Annotated in this window: 16 protein-coding genes; 11 read left to right on the top strand and 5 right to left on the bottom strand. The window is 70.3% G+C overall.

Annotated elements, in window-relative coordinates; all coding sequences use genetic code 11:
* Window positions 1–126 precede the first annotated feature (126 nt).
* From IA22_RS0112110 to IA22_RS0112100, 3 genes are all read left to right on the top strand, one after another.
* Window positions 127–477, top strand: coding sequence for a DUF3817 domain-containing protein (locus IA22_RS0112110; RefSeq protein WP_014154016.1), 351 nt, complete (start codon window positions 127–129; stop codon window positions 475–477).
* Entirely contained in the window at window positions 474–767 is a 294-nt protein-coding gene (locus IA22_RS0112105) for an MTH1187 family thiamine-binding protein (protein ID WP_015578763.1), read from the top strand. Before IA22_RS0112110 ends, IA22_RS0112105 begins: the two co-directional genes overlap by 4 nt.
* 163 nt (window positions 768–930) lie before the next feature.
* On the top strand, window positions 931–2,298 hold the full coding sequence (locus IA22_RS0112100; protein WP_030123608.1) for a glycosyltransferase family protein: 1,368 nt from the start codon (window positions 931–933) through the stop codon (window positions 2,296–2,298).
* A 20-nt stretch (window positions 2,299–2,318) separates the two neighbouring features.
* On the opposite strand, the gene IA22_RS0112095 is transcribed toward IA22_RS0112100, so the two are convergent.
* Window positions 2,319–3,305: an ArsR/SmtB family transcription factor gene (locus IA22_RS0112095; protein WP_014154013.1), complete on the bottom strand. Its 987-nt coding sequence runs from the start codon at window positions 3,303–3,305 to the stop codon at window positions 2,319–2,321.
* Window positions 3,306–3,378: 73 nt separating this feature from the next.
* Here IA22_RS0112095 and IA22_RS0112090 point away from each other — a divergent pair, with 73 nt between their 5' ends.
* From IA22_RS0112090 to IA22_RS0112075, 4 genes are all read left to right on the top strand, one after another.
* Entirely contained in the window at window positions 3,379–4,728 is a 1,350-nt protein-coding gene (locus IA22_RS0112090) for an MFS transporter (RefSeq protein ID WP_015578765.1), read from the top strand.
* A gap of 31 nt (window positions 4,729–4,759) precedes the next feature.
* A complete protein-coding gene (locus IA22_RS0112085; RefSeq protein WP_014154011.1) occupies window positions 4,760–5,269 on the top strand; it encodes a MarR family winged helix-turn-helix transcriptional regulator in 510 nt (169 codons plus the stop codon).
* Window positions 5,270–5,333: 64 nt separating this feature from the next.
* Window positions 5,334–5,666, top strand: coding sequence for a DUF3817 domain-containing protein (locus IA22_RS0112080; RefSeq protein ID WP_014154010.1), 333 nt, complete (start codon window positions 5,334–5,336; stop codon window positions 5,664–5,666).
* An 83-nt stretch (window positions 5,667–5,749) separates the two neighbouring features.
* Window positions 5,750–7,450 carry a coenzyme B12-dependent isobutyryl-CoA mutase large subunit gene (locus IA22_RS0112075; protein WP_030123607.1) on the top strand — a complete coding sequence of 567 codons (1,701 nt, stop codon included), beginning with the start codon at window positions 5,750–5,752 and terminating at the stop codon, window positions 7,448–7,450.
* Here the strand turns inward: IA22_RS0112075 and IA22_RS0112070 are convergent.
* Complete coding sequence (locus tag IA22_RS0112070; protein ID WP_015578768.1) at window positions 7,426–8,124, bottom strand: TetR/AcrR family transcriptional regulator; 699 nt, start codon at window positions 8,122–8,124, stop codon at window positions 7,426–7,428. The genes IA22_RS0112075 and IA22_RS0112070 overlap by 25 nt on opposite strands.
* 317 nt (window positions 8,125–8,441) lie before the next feature.
* Here IA22_RS0112070 and IA22_RS0112065 point away from each other — a divergent pair, with 317 nt between their 5' ends.
* The 4 genes from IA22_RS0112065 to IA22_RS0112050 all read left to right on the top strand — a co-directional run bounded on the left by IA22_RS0112065 (window position 8,442) and on the right by IA22_RS0112050 (window position 12,587).
* Window positions 8,442–9,413: a tetratricopeptide repeat protein gene (locus IA22_RS0112065; protein WP_037659179.1), complete on the top strand. Its 972-nt coding sequence runs from the start codon at window positions 8,442–8,444 to the stop codon at window positions 9,411–9,413.
* A gap of 600 nt (window positions 9,414–10,013) precedes the next feature.
* Window positions 10,014–10,661 carry a DUF6230 family protein gene (locus IA22_RS0112060; protein ID WP_078468371.1) on the top strand — a complete coding sequence of 216 codons (648 nt, stop codon included), beginning with the start codon at window positions 10,014–10,016 and terminating at the stop codon, window positions 10,659–10,661.
* 95 nt (window positions 10,662–10,756) lie between these two features.
* Window positions 10,757–11,308 (top strand): DUF6114 domain-containing protein, encoded by a 552-nt coding sequence (locus tag IA22_RS0112055; protein ID WP_015578771.1) that lies wholly within the window; start codon window positions 10,757–10,759, stop codon window positions 11,306–11,308.
* The gene (locus IA22_RS0112050; protein ID WP_015578772.1) at window positions 11,298–12,587 is read left to right on the top strand and encodes an MSCRAMM family adhesin; all 1,290 of its coding nucleotides are present in this window, start codon (window positions 11,298–11,300) and stop codon (window positions 12,585–12,587) included. Before IA22_RS0112055 ends, IA22_RS0112050 begins: the two co-directional genes overlap by 11 nt.
* An 82-nt stretch (window positions 12,588–12,669) precedes the next feature.
* Here IA22_RS0112050 and IA22_RS0112045 read toward each other — a convergent pair whose 3' ends face one another.
* From IA22_RS0112045 to pyk, 3 genes are all read right to left on the bottom strand, one after another.
* A complete protein-coding gene (locus IA22_RS0112045; protein ID WP_015578773.1) occupies window positions 12,670–13,104 on the bottom strand; it encodes a DUF4279 domain-containing protein in 435 nt (144 codons plus the stop codon).
* Window positions 13,101–16,760, bottom strand: a complete 3,660-nt coding sequence (locus tag IA22_RS0112040) for a hypothetical protein (RefSeq protein ID WP_101913617.1) — start codon at window positions 16,758–16,760, stop codon at window positions 13,101–13,103. Before IA22_RS0112040 ends, IA22_RS0112045 begins: the two co-directional genes overlap by 4 nt.
* Before the next feature lie 446 nt (window positions 16,761–17,206).
* Entirely contained in the window at window positions 17,207–18,634 is a 1,428-nt protein-coding gene (pyk, locus tag IA22_RS0112035; protein ID WP_014154003.1) for a pyruvate kinase, read from the bottom strand.
* Window positions 18,635–18,693 lie beyond the last annotated feature (59 nt).

The following is an 18,693-nucleotide window of genomic DNA, read 5'->3' as shown; positions in this document are numbered from 1 at the left end:
CGCCGATACGTGCCCGGCGGACCGGACCCGGACCCGGCGCTCCCGGGGGCCGGGAGCGATGCCACAATGGCTGTGCTTGTGCCTGCGTTCACAAGCCGACACGCCCCTCCCACCGAAGGTGCCCTCGTGGACATCAAGACCGCTTCCGCCCTGCACCGGCTGCGCCTCATCTCGCTTCCCGAGGCGCTGTCCTTCCCGGCGCTGCTCATCTTCGGCTCGCTGCTCATGCGGGTCTCGGACATCGACTTCCTGATGCCGCCGCTCGGCGCGCTGCACGGCCTGCTCTTCACGATCTACGTGGTGTTCCTCCTGGACGTGTGGGTCAAGGCCAAGTGGCCGCTCAAGCGCGTCGCCCTGTTCTTCCTGCTCGCGGTGGTCCCCTTCGGCGGCCTCTACGGCGAGAAGCTGCTGAAGAAGTACGAGGCCGACGGCGTCATCGCCGCCCGCGCCCGCGCCGAGGGCACGGTGAACGCATGATCGTCGCCTTCTCCGTCAGTCCGCTGGGTGTCGGCGAGGACGTCGGTGAGTACGTCGCCGACGCCGTCCGTGTCGTCCGCGAGTCCGGACTGCCCAACCGCACGGACGCGATGTTCACCTCGATCGAGGGCGAGTGGGACGAGGTCATGGACGTCGTCAAGCGCGCCGTCGCCGCGGTCGAGGCGCGGGCCGGCCGCGTCTCCCTGGTGCTGAAGGCCGACATCCGGCCGGGTGTCACCGACGGTCTGACCTCCAAGGTCGAGACGGTGGAGCGGCACCTCGCGGGCTGACGCCCCGTCCGCACCCGCGACGCGCACGAGGAACCCCCGGCGGACACCGGGGGTTCCTCCCGTTCGGGCGAACGGGCTCCCCCGCCCGGTCCTGTCCGGTCGACACGCCGCCCCGTCTCCCCTTCTGTGGGGATACCGCAACGGTCCGACCACGGGAGGCACGATGCCGGCGGAGGGTCACGATCACGACAGCGGCCCCACGGAGCCGCTCACGACGGGGTACCGGGTGCGGTACCGCCGTCCCGCGCGGACGGGTGCCGCCGTCCTCCTGCTGCCCGTCCTCCCCGCGGTCACCGGGCTGCTGCTGCTCCACGTGCTGTGGCCGACGCACTGGACCCAGGGCGGGAGCGGCCGGAGATGGCTGGTGCTCGCCGACTCCCTGACGCTGGTCTCCGTCGGCCTGTTCGAGCTGTTCCTGCTGGCCAACGTGGCCGCCGTGGCCTACGCCTTGTCGGTGGCCAGGGACCCGGTCCCCGTGGCACCGGAACCGGGCACCCGGCTCGCCCTGCTCACCACCTGCGTCCCCGGCGTGGAGCCCCTCTCCGCGGTGCGGACCACGCTGGAGGCCGCCGTGCTCATGCGGTATCCGGGCCCGCTGGACGTCTGGCTGCTCGACGAGGGGGACGACCCCGAGGCCCGGATGCTCTGCGCCGAGCTGGGCGTGCACCACTTCACGCGGCTCGGGGTTCCCGAGTGGAACCGGGGGGCGGGGCCGCACGAGGCCGGCACGAAGCGCGGGAACGTCAACGCCTGGCTCGCCAAACACGGAGACGCCTACGACCTCGTCGTGTGCGCCGACGCCGGCCACGTCCCGGGGCCGGAAGCCCTGGAGCGGACGACCGGCTGGTTCCGTGACCCGGACATCGCCTTCGTCGTGGGCCCGCGGGGTGATGCCCCCGCGTCGCCACGGCCGCTCCTCGCGACGCTGGTCCAGCGGGCGGGCAACCGCTACGGGGCGCCCCTGCTCGACGGGCCCGGCCCGGTCGTACGCGTGGCGGCGCTCCGCCAGGCCGGCGGCTTCCACGACTCCGTCACGGAGGCCGCGGTCACCGGTTTCGAGATCCACCGGCTGCGCAACCCGCTGACCGGACGGTACTGGCGCTCCGTGCACACGCCTCTCGGTGCCGGGGAGGCGCCCGTCTCCTGGGCGGACCTGGGAGACCGCCGGCCGCGGCGGTCCCGGGGGGCGTACGGGACGCTGTCGCGGCAGTACGGCAGGGCGCTGTTCCGGGTGCCGCCCGGACGGCTCGTCGGCTACACGCTGACGCTCGCCCGCGGCCCCGTGGAGGCCGTCACCTGCTTGTTCGCCGCGGTGAGCTGCCTGCTCGTGCTCACCGACGCGCAGCCGCGCCCATGGGCCGCGCTCGCCCTGGTGACCGCGCTCGTGCCCCTCGCGCTGTGGTCCCTCGCCGTGCTGCGCGGACGCGCGGCCCGCACCGTGCCCGGACGGCCCTCCGCGGCGTGTACCGCCCAGGAGCCGGAGCCCGCGCTGACCGCCGCAAACGCCGGCAACCCGACGGCCGGGAACTGAGCCACGCGCGGTGCGTAACGTCAGGACTCCTGCCCCGACAGCGTGATGCCCAGGGGCGTGCGCTCGTACAGCACCTGGTGCCCGTAGCGCCGCGAGGTGAGCAGGCCCGCCGCGCGCAACACCTTCAGGTGCGCCGACACGGAGGACGGGGCGAGGGCGAGCCGGTGCGCCAGCGCGCTCGTCCCGGCCGGCTCGGTGAGGGCGCAGAGCACGTCGGCGCGTGCCCGCCCCAGCAGCGCGGCCAGGTTGTCGGGCGTCCGCTCGGCGGCCTCCGTCCACAGGCCGCCGATGCCGCGCGCCGGATAGATCACTGCGGGCTGCCAGGGGGGCTCGTAGCCGCCGACCACGTCGGGCCACACGAAGACGCTGGGCATCAGCACGAGTCCCTGCCCGCCCAGGACCCTGCTGTGGTCGCCCCGGGTCCCCGCCACCGTCAGCGTCGAGTCGGCCCAGTGCAGCTGCGGACCGATCTCGCCCAGCAGCCGCTCGAAACCGACCTCCGCCAGGCGCCGTGAGTGGTAGGCGATGTCCGCCTCCAGCAGGGTCCGCAACCGGGGCCAGTGCGGCTCGACCATCACCCGCCACGCCTGCTCCAGCAGGTCCGCCAGCTCCTGGACGGCCCGTGCCGGGTCGGCGAGCATCCGCCGGCCGGTGGGGGAGCGGAGGCCACCGGGGTTGTCGGCGAGCGCGAGCGCCATCTCGTCGCGGGCGACCGCCGGATCCGTGGCGCGCAGGCCCGCCAGCTCCTCGGCGAAGGCGGCGAGCGGCCCGAGCGGCGGCGGGCAGAGGAAGTCCGGGTTGAAGCCGGACTCGGGCATCAGCAGCCACAGCGGCGTGAGGTCGAGCCCCGCGGCACCCTCCTCGATCCGCCGCAGCCACGGCAGGTGGTACCCGTGCCGCGCACGGCGGTGAAGCGTGCGTACGGCTTCCTGCGTCTCCCAGAGCGGTGACAGCGCGAAGCGGCAGCGGAGCAGATCTGTCTCGTCGAAGTGCAGATGGAACGGCATGCGCCCCCACTCGAAGATTCGGCGTGAGCCGAAAGTCTACGGAGAGGCCGGGCCCCTGCCCCACGCTGCGTCCATGCCGAACGACACCTCCACCCCGGCGGGCGCACCCCGCGAAGAGCCCGCCGTCGAGGCGCCGTCACCGGCCCGGCCTCCGGGGCGGACCTCCTCGTCCGACCCGGGCTCCGCCCCGGAGGCCGACCCCCGAGCCGAGGGCTACCGGGCCGTCCTCGCCGTGCGGGAGTTCCGCGTGGTCTTCGCCGCGCACCTGCTCTCCCTCCTCGGCGTGACCGTCAGCGAGCTGGCGCTCACCGTCCTCGTCTACGACCTCACCGGCTCGCCCCTCCTGTCCGCCCTCACGTTCGCGCTCGGTTTCCTCCCGTACGTCGTGGGCGGCACCCTCTTCGCCGGGGTCGCCGACCGCTTCCCCGCACGCCGCGTCCTCGTCACCTGCGACCTGGTCTGCGCGAGCTGCGTCGCCGTGATGGTGCTCCCCGGCACCCCGGTCGGCGCGCTCCTCGCACTGCGCTGCGCCGTGGCGGCGGTCGCCCCCGTCTTCACCGGGACACGGACGGCGGCCCTGACCGACATCCTCGGCGACGGCGACCTCTACGTCCTCGGGCGCTCACTGCTGCGCATGGTCTCGCAGAGCGCCATGCTCATCGGCTTCGGCGCGGGCGGCATGCTGCTCACGGTGCTGTCCCCGCGCGGGGCGATCACGGTCACAGTCCTGACGTTCCTCTGCTCCGCCGTGCTGCTGCGCCTCGGCACCCTGGACCGGCCCGCCCGCACGGGGAAGGACGTCGCCGGCCCGCTGCTCGCCGAGTCGCTCGCGGGGGCCGGGGCCCTTCTCGGCGACCGCCGGATCCGGGGGCTGCTCCTGCTCTTCTGGGTGCCCGCCTTCTTCGTCGTCGCACCGGAGGCCCTGGCCGCCCCGTACGTCGAGGCCATCGGCGCCGGCCCGGCGGCCCTCGGACTGCTGATGTGCGCGATGGCCGTCGGCCACATCGGTACCGAGCTGTACGTGGGGACCGCCCTCGGCCCCCGTGCCCGCTCGCGGATCGTGCTGCCGGCCGCCGCCCTCGGACTGCTGCCCCTCGTGCTGTACGCCTTCCGCCCGGGCACGGTCCTGGCCGTGGCCGCCCTGGTGCTGGCCGGGGCCGGCGCGGCGTACATCATCGGGCTCGACCAGTGGTTCGTGGAGGCGGTCCCCGAACACCTGCGGGGCAGGGCCATGACCCTCCTCACCGCCGGCCTGATGACCGTGCAGGGGCTCGGCATGGCCGGGGCGGGACTGGCCGCCGAGTTCTTCCCGGTGCACCAGGTGGTCGCCGCGTCGGGCGTCGTGGGGACGGTCTGCACGCTCCTGCTGGTCGCGGAGGTGCGGAGAACGCGTGTCCGGTACCGAAGTGCGAGACAGGGCTGACCACCAAGTGACCAGTGGGTAAGGTCGTGCCGTGCCGAAGCCGCTCAGCCTCCCCTTCGATCCCATCGCCCGCGCCGAGGAACTCTGGCAGCGGCGTTGGGGGCCGGTGCCCTCCATGGGCGCGATCACCTCGATCATGCGTGCGCAGCAGATCCTGCTCGCCGAGGTGGACGCGGTGGTCAAACCCTACGGACTGACCTTCGCCCGGTACGAGGCCCTGGTCCTGCTGACCTTCTCGCAGGCCGGCGAGCTGCCGATGTCCAAGATCGGCGAGCGTCTGATGGTGCACCCGACCTCGGTGACGAACACCGTCGACCGGCTGGTGCGCTCGGGGCTGGTCGACAAGCGCCCCAACCCCAACGACGGCCGCGGGACCCTGGCCTCCATCACCGACAAGGGGCGCGAGGTCGTCGAGGCCGCCAGCCAGGACCTGATGGCGATGGACTTCGGACTCGGTGTCTACGACGAGGAGGAATGCGCCGAGATCTTCGCGATGCTCCGGCCGCTGCGGGTCGCCGCACAGGACTTCGACGACGCCTGAGCGCGCGGCGCGTGGGCCCGGGGTGCCCGAAGATCGCCCCGGACCTCCGGTTACGCTCGATGCCATGAAACGCAGTGTGCTGACCCGCTACCGGGTGATGGCCTACGTCACCGCCGTCATGCTGTTGATCCTGTGCGTCTGCATGATCTTCAAGTACGGCTTCGACACCGGTGAAGGGCTGACGCTCGTCGTCTCGCAGACCCACGGCCTCCTCTACATCATCTACCTGATCTTCGCCTTCGACCTCGGCTCCAAGGCGAAGTGGCCGGTCGGCAAGCTGCTCTGGGTGCTGATCTCCGGCACGATCCCGACCGCCGCGTTCTTCGTCGAGCGCAAGGTGGTCCGGGAGGTCGAACCGCTGATCACCGACGGGTCCGCGCAGGCCGTCAAGGCCTGACGGACACCACGCGACCGCCCCGCGCGAAAGCGCCGGGCGGTTTGCCGTCGACATTTACTAGGACGTCCTAGTAAATTTGATGCATGGACGCATCTGCGATCGAGGAAGGCCGCCACCGTTGGCAGGCCCGTTACGACAAGGCCCGCAAGCGCGACGCGGACTTCACCACGCTCTCCGGTGACCCCGTGGAGCCCGTGTACGGGCCCCGCCCGGGGGACACGTACGAGGGCTTCGAGCGGATCGGCTGGCCCGGCGAGTACCCCTTCACCCGGGGGCTCCACGCCACCGGCTACCGGGGCCGCACCTGGACGATCCGCCAGTTCGCCGGCTTCGGCAACGCCCGGCAGACCAACGAGCGGTACAAGTCCATCCTGGCCAACGGCGGCGGCGGACTCAGCGTCGCCTTCGACATGCCGACCCTCATGGGCCGGGACTCCGACGACGCCCGCTCGCTCGGCGAGGTCGGCCACTGCGGTGTCGCCATCGACTCGGCCGCCGACATGGAGGTCCTGTTCCAGGACATCCCGCTCGGCGACGTCACCACCTCGATGACGATCAGCGGGCCCGCCGTCCCCGTCTTCTGCATGTACCTCGTCGCCGCGGAGCGCCAGGGAGTCGACCCCGCCGTGCTCAACGGCACGCTCCAGACCGACATCTTCAAGGAGTACATCGCGCAGAAGGAGTGGCTCTTCCAGCCCGAGCCCCATCTGCGCCTCATCGGCGACCTGATGGAGCACTGCGCCCGCGACATCCCGGCCTACAAGCCGCTCTCCGTCTCCGGCTACCACATCCGCGAGGCGGGAGCCACGGCCGCGCAGGAGCTCGCGTACACCCTGGCCGACGGCTTCGGATACGTCGAGCTGGGCCTCTCCCGCGGGCTGGACGTCGACGTCTTCGCGCCCGGGCTCTCCTTCTTCTTCGACGCGCACCTCGACTTCTTCGAGGAGATCGCCAAGTTCCGCGCCGCCCGCCGGATCTGGGCCCGCTGGATGAAGGAGACCTACGGCGCGAAGACGGACAAGGCGCAGTGGCTCCGCTTCCACACCCAGACGGCAGGTGTCTCGCTCACCGCCCAGCAGCCGTACAACAACGTCGTGCGCACCGCGGTGGAGGCGCTGTCCGCCGTCCTCGGCGGCACCAACTCCCTGCACACCAACGCCCTGGACGAGACGCTCGCCCTCCCGTCCGAGCAGGCGGCCGAGATCGCGCTGCGCACCCAGCAGGTGCTCATGGAGGAGACCGGCGTCGCCAACGTCGCCGACCCGCTGGGCGGTTCGTGGTACGTCGAGCAGCTCACCGACCGCATCGAGGCCGACGCGGAGAAGATCTTCGAACAGATCAAGGAGCGCGGCACCCGGGCGCACCCCGACGGCGTGCACCCCGTCGGCCCGATGACCTCCGGCATCCTGCGCGGTATCGAGGACGGCTGGTTCACCGGTGAGACCGCCGAATCCGCCTTCCGGTACCAGCAGTCGCTGGAGAAGGGCGAGAAGCGGGTCGTCGGCGTCAACGTCCACCACGGCTCGGTCACCGGCGACCTGGAGATCCTGCGGGTCAGCCACGAGGTCGAGCGCGAGCAGGTGCGGGTGCTCGCCGGGCGCAAGGAGGGCCGTGAGGACGCGAAGGTCCGTGAGGCGCTGGACGCCATGCTGGCCGCCGCCCGCGACGGTTCGAACATGATCGGTCCGATGCTGGAGGCCGTGCGGGCCGAGGCGACCCTCGGAGAGATCTGCGGGGTGCTGCGCGACGAATGGGGTGTCTACACCGAGCCGCCGGGCTTCTGAACACCCGTCGGCCGTGACTCTCCGGGTCCTCGGGCCCCCGGCTGCCGCCCGGCCGCCGCGGCGCCCAGCCCGGAGAGCAGCAGCATGGTGAAGCGCCGGGCCCAGTCGGAGTCGACCGGCTCGGCGCTCACCAGTGTGCGGTGCACGACGGCGCCGGCGATCACGTCGAAGATCAGGTCGGCGGTCCGGGCGGCCACCACCGCGTCCGGCTCGGAGGGCAGTTCACCGCGCAGCTGCGCCCGCTCCCGCCCCTGCAGGACGAGGTGCTTCTGCCGGGCGACGATCGAATCCCGTATACGGTCCCGCAGCGCCTCGTCCCGCGTCGACTCGGCGACCACCGCCATCAGCGCCGTCTTCGTCTCCGGCCGCTCCAGCAGGGCGGCGAACTGGAGGACGACGGCCTCCACGTCGGCCGGCAGGCTCCCCAGGTCGGGCAGCTCCAGCTCGTCGAAGAGGACGGCCACCGCGTCCACCACGAGCTCGTTCTTGCCGGCCCAGCGGCGGTAGAGAGTCGTCTTGGCGACCCCCGCGCGCGTCGCCACGTCGCCCATCGTCAGCTTCGACCAGCCGAGGTCGACCAGTGACTCACGGGTCGCCTCCAGGATCGCGGCATCGGCCTCGGCGCTGCGGGGACGGCCGGACCGGGTGGGTTCGGTGGGAGTGCGGCTCGGCATGCGGCGACCATACCGGCCGGTAAGTACTGCTGACCGGCCCCGGAGCCCGTGAGACAGATCACCGCGCGCTCTTGCCCCGGAGGGGGGCCGGACAGTTACGCTACGGGTCGTAGCGTAAGGACCGACGGTTCGGCCGTCGTCGCGCCACGACTGATCGACAGCCACAGGCGCCGGGTGGGGACCCGGCACCGAACACGGGGTTTTCAGGGCCTCGGGGCCGTTTCCGTCCCCTCGTCACGCACACCGGCGTGGCCGTGGACGGAAGCGGTTCGCGGATCGCTTTCCGGAACAGTGCGCACAGGGGGGAGGATGTACGTATGCAGCCTAGGAACATGTCCATGAGCGGCGTCGTCGACCTCGCCGCTGTGAAGGCGGCCGGCGACGCCAAGGCGAAGGCCGAGCAGGCCCGCGCGGAGTCCGCCCGGCAGGGGGGTGGCGGTGCCGTGTCACCCGCCTCCCTGGTGATCGACGTCGACGAGGCGGGCTTCGAGACCGACGTCCTCCAGCGCTCCACCGAGGTGCCCGTCGTCATCGACTTCTGGGCCGAGTGGTGCGAGCCGTGCAAGCAGCTCGGCCCGCTCCTGGAGCGTCTCGCCGTCGAGTACAACGGCCGCTTCCTGCTGGCCAAGGTCGATGTCGACGCCAACCAGATGCTGATGCAGCAGTTCGGCGTCCAGGGCATCCCCGCGGTCTTCGCGGTGGTGGCCGGACAGGCCCTCCCGCTCTTCCAGGGCGCGGCCCCCGAGAGCCAGATCCGCGAGACGCTCGACCAGCTGATCCAGGTCGGCGAGGAGCGTTTCGGTCTCACCGGGATCGTCGTCGACGCGTCCGCAGGGGACGCGGACAGCGCTCCGGCCGAGGTGCCCGCGGGACCGTACGACGCGCAGCTGGAGACCGCCGCGCAGGCGCTGGACGCCAACGACTTCGACGGAGCGGTCCGGGCGTACCGGAGCGTCCTGGCCGACGACCCGGTCAACACCGAGGCCAAGCTGGGGCTCGCGCAGGCCGAACTGCTGGGCCGTGTCGCGAGCCTGGACCCGCAGAAGGTGCGCACGGAGGCGGCGGAGAATCCGGTCGCTCCCGCGGCGCAGATGGCCGCCGCCGACCTGGACCTCGTGGGCGGCCACGTCGAGGACGCCTTCGGCCGGCTCGTCGAGACGGTCCGCCGTAATTTCGGTGACGACCGTGACGCCGTGCGCGTGCGGCTCCTCGAACTCTTCGAGGTGATCGGCCCCGACGACCCCCGCGTCACCGCGGCCCGGACCGCCCTGGCGCGTGTCTTGTTCTGATGTGACAACACGGCCGTGGAGCCCTCCGGGCGCCACGGCCGTTTTCGCGGGTGGGCGACAAGGAACGCATCCGCTTTACCAAAACTTGATAAAAGTACGTACTGTTACTCGCAGTAAATCGCCTCTGAGAGTCTGTCCGCTTTAGGGCTGCAATCTCACCATTCGTACGTCCGTTTGGTGCCACCCTGAGTGGCCGGACGACATCCCCCTGTCGTGTCCTGGTTATCTGGTCGTTACTAGTCAGTAACGACCCCCCTTGTGTCACGGCCGCGAATGCACCACGATCGGCCACGCTCGGTCCAATACCCACCGGCCCGACGGCCAGTCGGCGCAGGTGGGTTCGTTGGGTCCCCACCGGGTGGTCGGCGGCAGTGGCGCCGATCGCGGACAGGGGGGTTCCTGCCCCTGGGCAGGGCCTGTCCGAACCGGCTGCGCAGACGCGCGGCCAGTGGTTGTCGCTCGGGGGTGATCGCCGGTGATTCGGATGCGGTACGCGCCTCCGGTCCGGGCGCTCTCCTTCCCGAGGACGTAGCACTTCTCCCATCCCAGGGCGGGCACGATGCCCGTACCGGAGATGTACGTCCGAGAAGGAGGAAACATATGAGTTCTCAGGTTCGCGGTGGTACCAGATGGAAGCGTTTCGCTCTGGTCATGGTGCCGAGCGTCGTCGCGACCGCGGCGGTCGGCGTAGGCCTCGCGCAGGGCGCGCTCGCCGCGTCGTTCAGCGTCTCCGGGCAGGAGTTCAAGGTGAAGGCCACCCAGCTCGAGGGCTGGGACTTCGTCCAGTACGGCAGTGTGGCCTCGGGCAAGACGCTCGACGGCAAGGAGATGCACGCCCCGGTGGCGGTGTCGGGCTTCAGCAAGGCCTACATCACCAACATGTGCCAGTCGGTCGTCACACCCAAGGTTCCCGGTGTCGGCAACGTCACGCTGAGGCTGGAGGCAGGCGGCAAGGGGCATGACCCCGTCTTCGCCAAGAGCCTCTACCTCGACGTGTCCCAGCTCGACGCCGACGCCGAGTTCAAGAACATCGACATCGGTGTGGCCGCGGGTTCCCTTCCGAAGACGGATGGCAAGCCCGGGATTCAGCCGAACACCCAGGCGAACCCCAACGGCTTCTCGCAGCGTGCCGAGAAGGCCTTGCTGAAGAACGTCGAGCAGAAGGCCTGGGCCACGACGGCCGGCACCTTCAACCTCAGCGGGCTGAAGCTGCGGCTCTCCACGGGTACCGACCAGGAGTGCTACTAAGCACCCGTCCGGGTGGCCGGAGCTCGCACCACCGGCTTCCGGCCACCCGTTTTTTCTCCTCTCACAGCAGTACCGGTTCCAGGGAGCTGTTTTCCATGAGCCCCGAGTCCACAGGGCAGAACAAGCACCACCTCACCGTCTACCGGCGGGGATTCCGCACCTGGCGGGGTAACCGGCCGTTCTGGGCGGGTCTGTTCACCATGGCGGGTGGCCTTCCCATCGCCTACTTCCCGTACGCCAACATGCATCTCGGCAATGTCACGCTGGCGATGTCCACCACGGCCGGAGCGGGTTCGCTGATCATCGGGGTCCTGCTCGTCACGCTGGGCTTCACGATGTGGTTCCACCACATCGTGCGGGTGTTCGCAGGGGTCGCCGCGATCCTGCTCGCGCTCGTCTCCATACCCGTCGCCAACATAGGCGGCTTCATCATCGGTTTCCTGTTCTCGCTTCTCGGCGGAGCACTCTCCATCGCGTGGGCTCCAGGTGAGGCGACGGCTGATCCGGCGCACGAGGGCGCGAACGCGTCCAGGACCGACGCCCCGGCACACGAGCAGGAAGCCCACGACACGGCTGAGGCCCCTCGGAGGCCGATGCTGTTCGAGGCGGCGGCGGAGGCCGACGGCGGGAGGCATCGTGCGGGGTGACGACAGCCGGACGAACGGCTTCGGGCCGGAGAACCTTCCGGAGCGAAGAGGGCCCCGCCACGCGGCGCCCAGGAAGTCACTCCTGACCAAGCTGCACCTGCCCGCGGGCAAGAAGGCGTTCGCGCTCGCCGCGATGCCGACGGCCGTCTTCGTGGGCATGGGGCTCACCCCCAAGCTGGCCATGGCCGACGACTCGGACATCCCCTTCGCGCCCGGGCCCTGCGTGACGCGCTCCGACGAGCCGTCCGAGTCGCAGGAGCCCGAGGAGAAGCCGGACCCGAGCGCCACGCCGTCCGACGACACCGGCAAGGACGACGCGGACAAGGACGACACCGGCAAGGACGACGCGGGCAAGGAGGACGGGGCCGGCAGCCCGAAGCCGTTCGCCAGTCCGAGCGCGAGCGAGTCCGGGGACGGCACGTCCACGGAGACTTCCGGGGACAAGGCCGCCGCCTCGGCCACTCCCGCTCCCACCGGGTCGAGGAACCCTCTCGACCCGCTGGGTGTCGGCGACGCGCTGAAGGACCTCTTCGACGGACCCGACAAGGAGACGGCGGAGCCGTCCCCCAGCGCCACCACGAAGACTCCTGAGCCGGCGGAGAGCACGGCCACCACCAAGCCGGCGGAGAAGGCCACGGACGCTGCGAAGGACACGGTCGACAGGACCACCGACGCCATCCGTGACGCGGCGGAGAAGGCGGGCGAGGACGTCGAGGAACTCGACGACGACGTCAAGGGCCTCGACCCGGTCAAGGACGAGGACATCCCGGACGGCGCCAAGGAGCGCTTCCCCTGCCCGACCGCCGACCCCGAGGCGCTCGCCGCGGCCGACCTGGAACAGGGCCTCCCTCTGCTCCCGGACGACCCGTGGACGCTGGAGACCTCCAAGCTCACACTCACCGGGCTCGACTACGCGGGCATCGTCGAGGTGAAGACGTACAGCGGCAAGGTCAAGAAGGTCCTGAAGTTCACGGCCGGCTCCATCGACATCAAGGACCTGCACCAGCTGACGAAGGGTCCGGCCGGAACGACCGGCCACGTCAAGGCGCGCGGCGGTTCCACGTCGACGATCCGCGACGGCGAAGTGACGATGTACACGGAGAAGCTCGAGGGCAACCTCTTCGGGCTCATCCCGATCACCTTCAGCCCGGAGACCCCTCCGCCGCTGAACGTCCCGTTCGCCTTCTTCACCGACGCGACGGTGACCCAGGCCGGCCAGTTCGGCGGCACGCTCACGGTCCCCGGCCTGTCGAACTACCTCACCGGTGGCAACAGCTGACCGGTGTTCGGGACCCGTCCGGGAGCCGCACACGACTGTGGCCCGCATCCCCGTTCACACGGGGTGCGGGCCACAGTCGTACTCACTTCGAGGCGGACTCCTCGCACTCGTGGAAGATGTGCTGATCGAGATCCACGTAAGCGCGAGCAGTGGCGAGCCACGAGATCAGTTCGGCGCCGAGAACGATGCCCACCGCCATCTCGTCGTCGAGATCCTCTATGTTCTGGACCAGGACCAGAGCCACCTCCGCCTCGCCGCTGTCGGACAGCCTGCCCAAAGCCCGGGCGAACGGCTCACCCCAGCCGGTGACGATCTGTTCGAGGTCCTCCGGGCGGGCGCCCGGTTCGGGGACCCGGGCATATCGCACCCAGCGGTTGTGGGCACGCGGCATCGCCTGGGGATGCCTGCGGCTGCCGAGGGCGTACGACTCATCGGCGGGCATCCCGAGCCGGTCGTCGATCTCGTCCGGCGCGAGCGTCTCGCTGATCACTCGCACGTACATGGTGAACGGGGTCACAGACGGATCTGGATGTTCGTCGGATACAAGATCTTTCCGCCCTTCTTGACGAAGATGATCCGGCCGGTGGTCTTCTCCCGGAAATTGTCCCAGCTCGCGATCTTCCCGCCCAGTTCGCCCTTGACCGAGTGAGGATCCTCGTCGATGGTCGCGAGGACCTTCTTGAGCTGGTTATCGCTGATCTTGACGAGGCTGCCCCGGTTGATCTCGGAAGCGTCCGGGATGGGACCGGGCATGTAGACACAGTGGGCGGCGAGCGCCGCCCGCGCGACCTTGGCCGAGGAGGCTGACGTGACCTGCTCGGTCAGACAGCCAGGATTCTTCCGCAGGTACGCGGCGATTCGCTTGTACTGCGCGATCAGATTCTTGCCGGTCTCGGCCGCTTCGAAGAACTTCGAGATGCCACGGGTGACGCTCACCACCGCTTTCGCCACGGCGGGGATCTTGCCGACGAGAGCCAGCAGACTGACGGCGTCGACCAGGGTCCACAGGCAGCTCTCGACGTCTCCCTGTCCGAAGCAGCGCTTCACGTCGTTGACGCCGATGAGCTCCAGCAGAACTTCACCGCTGTTGGCCTTGAGCCAGTCGACCACGTCAGCGTCCGCGGAGGCCATTGCCGCCTTGTACTGATCGACGCAGACCTGGCCGCACTGCGCACGCAGAATCGCCTCGTCATCACCGGTCAGTCCGGTGCCGGCCCCGCCGGAGACTCCGGTGCCGCCGGCCTCCATGGCCGCCTTGCGTGCCGCTTCGAGCTCCTTGCGTGCCTCTTCCTCCGCGCGGTCCGCCGCTTCGTCGGCTTCCTTGGCGGAGGTGTTCGCGTTGGCCGCGGCGGTCTCGGCGGCCGTGGCATCAGTCTCGGCCTGTGTCGCCGTTGCCCTGGCACTGCTCGCATCGGTCTCAGCAGCGGTCGCGGCGGCGCGTGCGCTCGACGCGTCCTTCTCGGCCTCGGTGGCGGCGCTGTCGGCAGCCGCCGCCTCGCTCTCGGCGCCACGCGCGGCGAACTCGGCGTTGCCGGCCTCCACGCCGGCTGCGGCCGTGTAACTCGTCGCGTTGACGTCCGACTTCTTGGCTGCCGTAGCCGCTGTGGCGGCTTCCGCGGCGGATGCCTTGGCGGCCGCGGCCGAGGCGAGAGCCTTCACCGTGTCGGCGGCGGCCGCAGCGGCGGCATTCGCGGCGATCTTGGAGTCGGCGGCCGCCTTGTCGGCGAGCGCCTTGGCCGTTGCCGCTGCCGTTCTCGCTTCCGCTGCCTTGGCCTCGGCGGCGGAAGCCTGCTGCTCGGCCAGGTTCTTGGAGGTCTGCCCGATGAGTACGGCGAATGCCGCCGAGGGATCGGTCTCCCTGTACGGGCTGCCCAGGGATATGGCTTCGTGGGCCGGCTTGATGACCTCGGTGGCGGAGTCGCGGGCTGCAGAAGCGGCTTGCCCGGCGGCGAACGCGAAGCCGGCCGTCTTTGCGGCCCAAGCAGCCGTCTTGACAGCCTCATCCATGGCCGCGGTTGCCTGCTTGCGGGCCTCGGCGGCCGCCGCCTTGGCCCTGATGGCCGCAGCTTCGGCGTTCTTGGCGTTCGTCGCAGCGGCCGCGGCGGCGTCGATCGCTTCGGCTGCGGCAGCGTGCGCGGTCTGGGCCGCGGCGAAGCTGGTCTGGTAGGCCGACCACGCCTTGTCCGCGTGCGCCCGGGAGCGTGAGGCCGCACCCTCTGCCCGGGTGGCGGCGGCACGGGCGTTCACCGCGGCGGTGCTCGCTTCGTCAGCGGCCGTTCTGGCCCGGGAGGCCGCGCCGGACGCCGCGGTCGCGGCGGCACGGGCCTCGGTCGCGGCCTGCCGTGCCTCGCCCGCGGACGCGGTACCTTCCATGGCTGCCGCGCGTGCTTCGAGAGAGGCGGCGCGAGAAGCGGTCGCCTGCTTGTTCTTCTCCGCCTCGACCGCGTCGTCCCGTGCCACGGCGGCACGGAGTTCGGCCGCTTCGGCCGCTTCGCGCTGAACTGTTGCCGTGGCCCCGGCGGTCTCGGCGTCGCCCTTGAACCGGCTTGCGGCTGCGCGCTCCGTCTGGGCGCGGCTTTCGGCCGCGGAGGCCTTGTCCCGCTCCACCTCGGCGTTCTTGCGTTCGGCCGTGGCGGTGGCCTTCTCCTTCTCCGCCTTCTCACGCTCGGCCTTGGCCGTCGCGGCCGCCGTCCTGGCGGTCTGCTCCGCCTTCTCGGCCGTCGCCTGCGCCGCCTTGGCCGTCGTGGCGTTGGCCGCGGCTTCCGCGGCCTGCGCGGCTGCGGCTGTCGCGGCGGCCTTCGCCTGGGCTGCCGCTTCCAGCGCGGCGGCCTTGCGGAACTCAGTGTTCACCGCGTGCGCCTGCGTCTGGCTGAGCGCGTACAACGTACTGCTGGTCGCGACGGTCGCGTTCGCGGCGTTCGACGCGGTCAGTGTCGCCTTGGCCGCGGCCTGGGTGGCGGCGTGCGAGGCGCGGGCGACCTGTACCGACTGCTGCGCGTACATCAGGCCACGGCCACGAGGCAGCTTGGCCGCGTCGGCGATCGTCCAGGCGGACGCCTGTTGCGCGACGGCCTTGTCGGACGCCGTCTTCGCGCGGGCAACCGCTGCGTCTGCGACGGTCACCTGGGCGGCAGCAGCGGCACGGGCGGCCTTGAGGTCCGCTGTCGCCTTGGTGAACTGAGCGGCCGTCGGATAGAAGATGGAGTCCTTGTTGGCGGCCCAGTACTTCTGCCAGAACAAGATCTGGTCGGCCTGCCACGCCTGCCGGATCGCTTCGATCATGGCGTCGGCGGCAGTACGGGTCTCTTTGGACGCCGCTGCTTCGGCGGTGACGATCTCCCGGCGCTGAGTGGTCTGGGACGAGTACTCAGCTTCCCATTCCACGTGTGCCTGGAGCACGGGGGCGGTGAGCACCCGGTAATGGTCGATGGGGTTGTCGCTGTCGCAGCCCGCCCAGGCGAGCTTCAGCGTCTCGACCTCGGTGCGGTACTCCATGGAGCCGGGCTCGGGGGCCTTCGTCGGGAAGCCGCCGTAGCGAAGGAGGTTGGCGACGTCGTGTGAGGAGCCGGTCCCGCTGCCTCCCCAGCCGAATATCTCGTTCTCCGCGTACGGCGTCTTGTAGGAGGTCGCCCAGTCGTCGCCGGTCGTGTCGATGGCGTCGAAGACCTGCCGCGCCTTGTCCAGGGCCGGCTTACCGGGCCTGGGTGTGGGGTCCTTGTAGGCCTGGTCGTAGACGTCGCTCTGCGTCCCGAGTGTGAAGGCCACGATGTCCTCGCCGAACTCGGGCGCGTGGTAGGGCCGGCCGTTGGACGAGTTGGTCCCGGCGTAGGGCTGATTCGTCTCGTTGAGCTTCGTCTGCCGGCTCTGCCAGGTCCGCCAGTACGCCAGGCCGGCCTCGTCGTCCTTCTGGCCGGCCTCAAGGACCGGCGTCGAGTTCCAGTACTGTGCCGCTTCGGCGATACCGGCTTGTGATCCTGACAGCGCGGTGTTGGCGACGCCCTTCACCGCAGGCCCGCCGTAGTTGATGTACCTGCCCACCTGACAGCGGTCCTGCCGGTCACGAGCCCCCAGGCTGATGCGGAGGGTCCGCTCGTAGGGGTCTGCGGGATTGTCGCCTGGCTCGTCGGCGGTGGCCGGGACGGCGTACATCAGCCCCGCGAGTACGGCTGCCACCGTGGCCAACGCCGTGCTCGCCGTCCCTCTCCGCAGGAGTCGCGAGCGGCGCCGGCGTCCCGGAAGTGTGGCTCTTTGCACGTTCTTCACCTGTCGTCATGACACCCCGTAGGTGCCGAGTCGGCCCCGGAGGGGGTGTGTACGGAACACCGTCCGCCCATGACTCAGGAGTCCGTATGACGTTGCAGGTTCTGTGTGCCTTTCGGTTCACTGTCCCGCCACGAGCGGAACCGCAGCCCCCCAGGAGATGTTGTGATCATGTCATGTGGATTTCGTGAAAGCAGGGCTGTTTCACGTCGATAAAGGGTGTCGATCAGCCGGATATCGCTGGTACGTGCACCTGTCAGGTACTGGTTACCTGCGCCACGGACAACGGCCATGGGCCGCACCCCGGCTGTCGCCGTAGGTGCGGCCCATGGCCGCTCGGTCGGTCCCGGACGGGTGCGTCAGGCGCGCTCGCCGCTCAGGTGGTGCACCCGGACCATGTTGGTGGTTCCGGGGACGCCGGGGGGCGAGCCGGCCGTGATGACCATCGTGTCGCCGTCGCTGTAGCGGTTCAGCTTCAGCAGCTCGGCGTCCACCAGGTCGACCATGGCGTCCGTGTTGTCCACGTGCGGCACGACGTAGGACTCGACGCCCCAGCTCAGCGCGAGCTGGCTGCGGGTGGACTCCTCCGTGGTGAAGGCCAGGATCGGCTGTGCCGTGCGGTAGCGGGAGAGGCGGCGGGCGGTGTCACCGGACTTGGTGAAGGCGACGAGGGCCTTGCCGTCCAGGAAGTCCGCGATCTCGCAGGCCGCGCGGGCCACCGAACCACCCTGGGTACGCGGCTTCTTGCCCGGCACCAGCGGCTGGAGGCCCTTGGACAGGAGCTCCTCCTCGGCGGCGACGACGATCTTCGACATCGTCTTGACCGTCTCGATCGGGTACGCGCCGACCGAGGACTCCGCCGACAGCATGACCGCGTCCGCGCCGTCCAGGATCGCGTTGGCGACGTCGGACGCCTCGGCGCGGGTCGGGCGCGAGTTGGTGATCATCGACTCCATCATCTGGGTCGCCACGATCACCGGCTTGGCGTTGCGGCGGCACAGCTCGATGAGGCGCTTCTGCACCATCGGGACCTTCTCGAGCGGATACTCGACGGCGAGGTCACCACGGGCCACCATCACACCGTCGAAGGCGGCGACGACGCCCTCCATGTGCTCGACGGCCTGCGGCTTCTCGACCTTGGCGATGACGGGGACCCGGCGGCCCTCCTCGTCCATCACCTTGTGCACGTCCTTGACGTCCTCGGCGTCCCGCACGAAGGACAGCGCGACCAGGTCGCAGCCCATCCGCAGGGCGAAGCGCAGGTCCTCGACGTCCTTCTCGGACAGCGCGGGGACGTTGACCGCCGCACCCGGGAGGTTGATCCCCTTGTGGTCGGAGATGACACCGCCCTCGATGACGATGGTGGTGACCCGCGGACCGTCGACCGAGACGACCTTCAGCTCGACGTTGCCGTCGTTGATCAGGATCGGGTCACCCTTGACGACGTCGCCGGGCAGCCCCTTGTAGGTGGTGCCGCAGACCGACTTGTCGCCCGGGACGTCCTCGGAGGTGATGACGAACTCGTCCCCGCGGACCAGCTCGACCGGACCCTCGGCGAACTTCCCGAGACGGATCTTCGGGCCCTGGAGGTCGGCGAGCACGCCGACGGCGCGGCCGGTCTCGGCGGCGGCCTTGCGGACGCGGTCGTAACGGCCTTGGTGCTCCTCGTGGGTGCCGTGACTGAAGTTGAAGCGGGCCACGCTCATGCCGGCCTCGATCAGAGCGACGAGCTGCTCATGGGAGTCGACGGCGGGACCGAGGGTGCAGACGATTTTGGAACGGCGCATGAGGCGGATCCTATCGGTTTGTTTCACTGCGGAATATTCCGTCTGGTGGAAGATACAAA

This window comes from Kitasatospora papulosa, assembly GCF_000717245.1.
Classification (GTDB): domain Bacteria; phylum Actinomycetota; class Actinomycetes; order Streptomycetales; family Streptomycetaceae; genus Streptomyces; species Streptomyces papulosus.
This window is presented reverse-complemented; position numbering and strand designations above follow the sequence as displayed.

Bases quoted from the DNA above. Each gene is read 5' to 3' on its own strand.
- IA22_RS0112075 (WP_030123607.1), top strand. From the start codon at position 5,750: ATGGACGCATCTGCGATCGAGGAAGGCCGCCACCGTTGGCAGGCCCGT.
- pyk (WP_014154003.1), bottom strand. From the start codon at position 18,634: ATGCGCCGTTCCAAAATCGTCTGCACCCTCGGTCCCGCCGTCGACTCC.
- IA22_RS0112105 (WP_015578763.1), top strand. From the start codon at position 474: ATGATCGTCGCCTTCTCCGTCAGTCCGCTGGGTGTCGGCGAGGACGTC.
- IA22_RS0112100 (WP_030123608.1), top strand. From the start codon at position 931: ATGCCGGCGGAGGGTCACGATCACGACAGCGGCCCCACGGAGCCGCTC.
- IA22_RS0112065 (WP_037659179.1), top strand. From the start codon at position 8,442: ATGCAGCCTAGGAACATGTCCATGAGCGGCGTCGTCGACCTCGCCGCT.
- IA22_RS0112090 (WP_015578765.1), top strand. From the start codon at position 3,379: ATGCCGAACGACACCTCCACCCCGGCGGGCGCACCCCGCGAAGAGCCC.
- IA22_RS0112060 (WP_078468371.1), top strand. From the start codon at position 10,014: ATGAGTTCTCAGGTTCGCGGTGGTACCAGATGGAAGCGTTTCGCTCTG.
- IA22_RS0112070 (WP_015578768.1), bottom strand. From the start codon at position 8,124: ATGCCGAGCCGCACTCCCACCGAACCCACCCGGTCCGGCCGTCCCCGC.
- IA22_RS0112095 (WP_014154013.1), bottom strand. From the start codon at position 3,305: ATGCCGTTCCATCTGCACTTCGACGAGACAGATCTGCTCCGCTGCCGC.
- IA22_RS0112055 (WP_015578771.1), top strand. From the start codon at position 10,757: ATGAGCCCCGAGTCCACAGGGCAGAACAAGCACCACCTCACCGTCTAC.
- IA22_RS0112080 (WP_014154010.1), top strand. From the start codon at position 5,334: ATGAAACGCAGTGTGCTGACCCGCTACCGGGTGATGGCCTACGTCACC.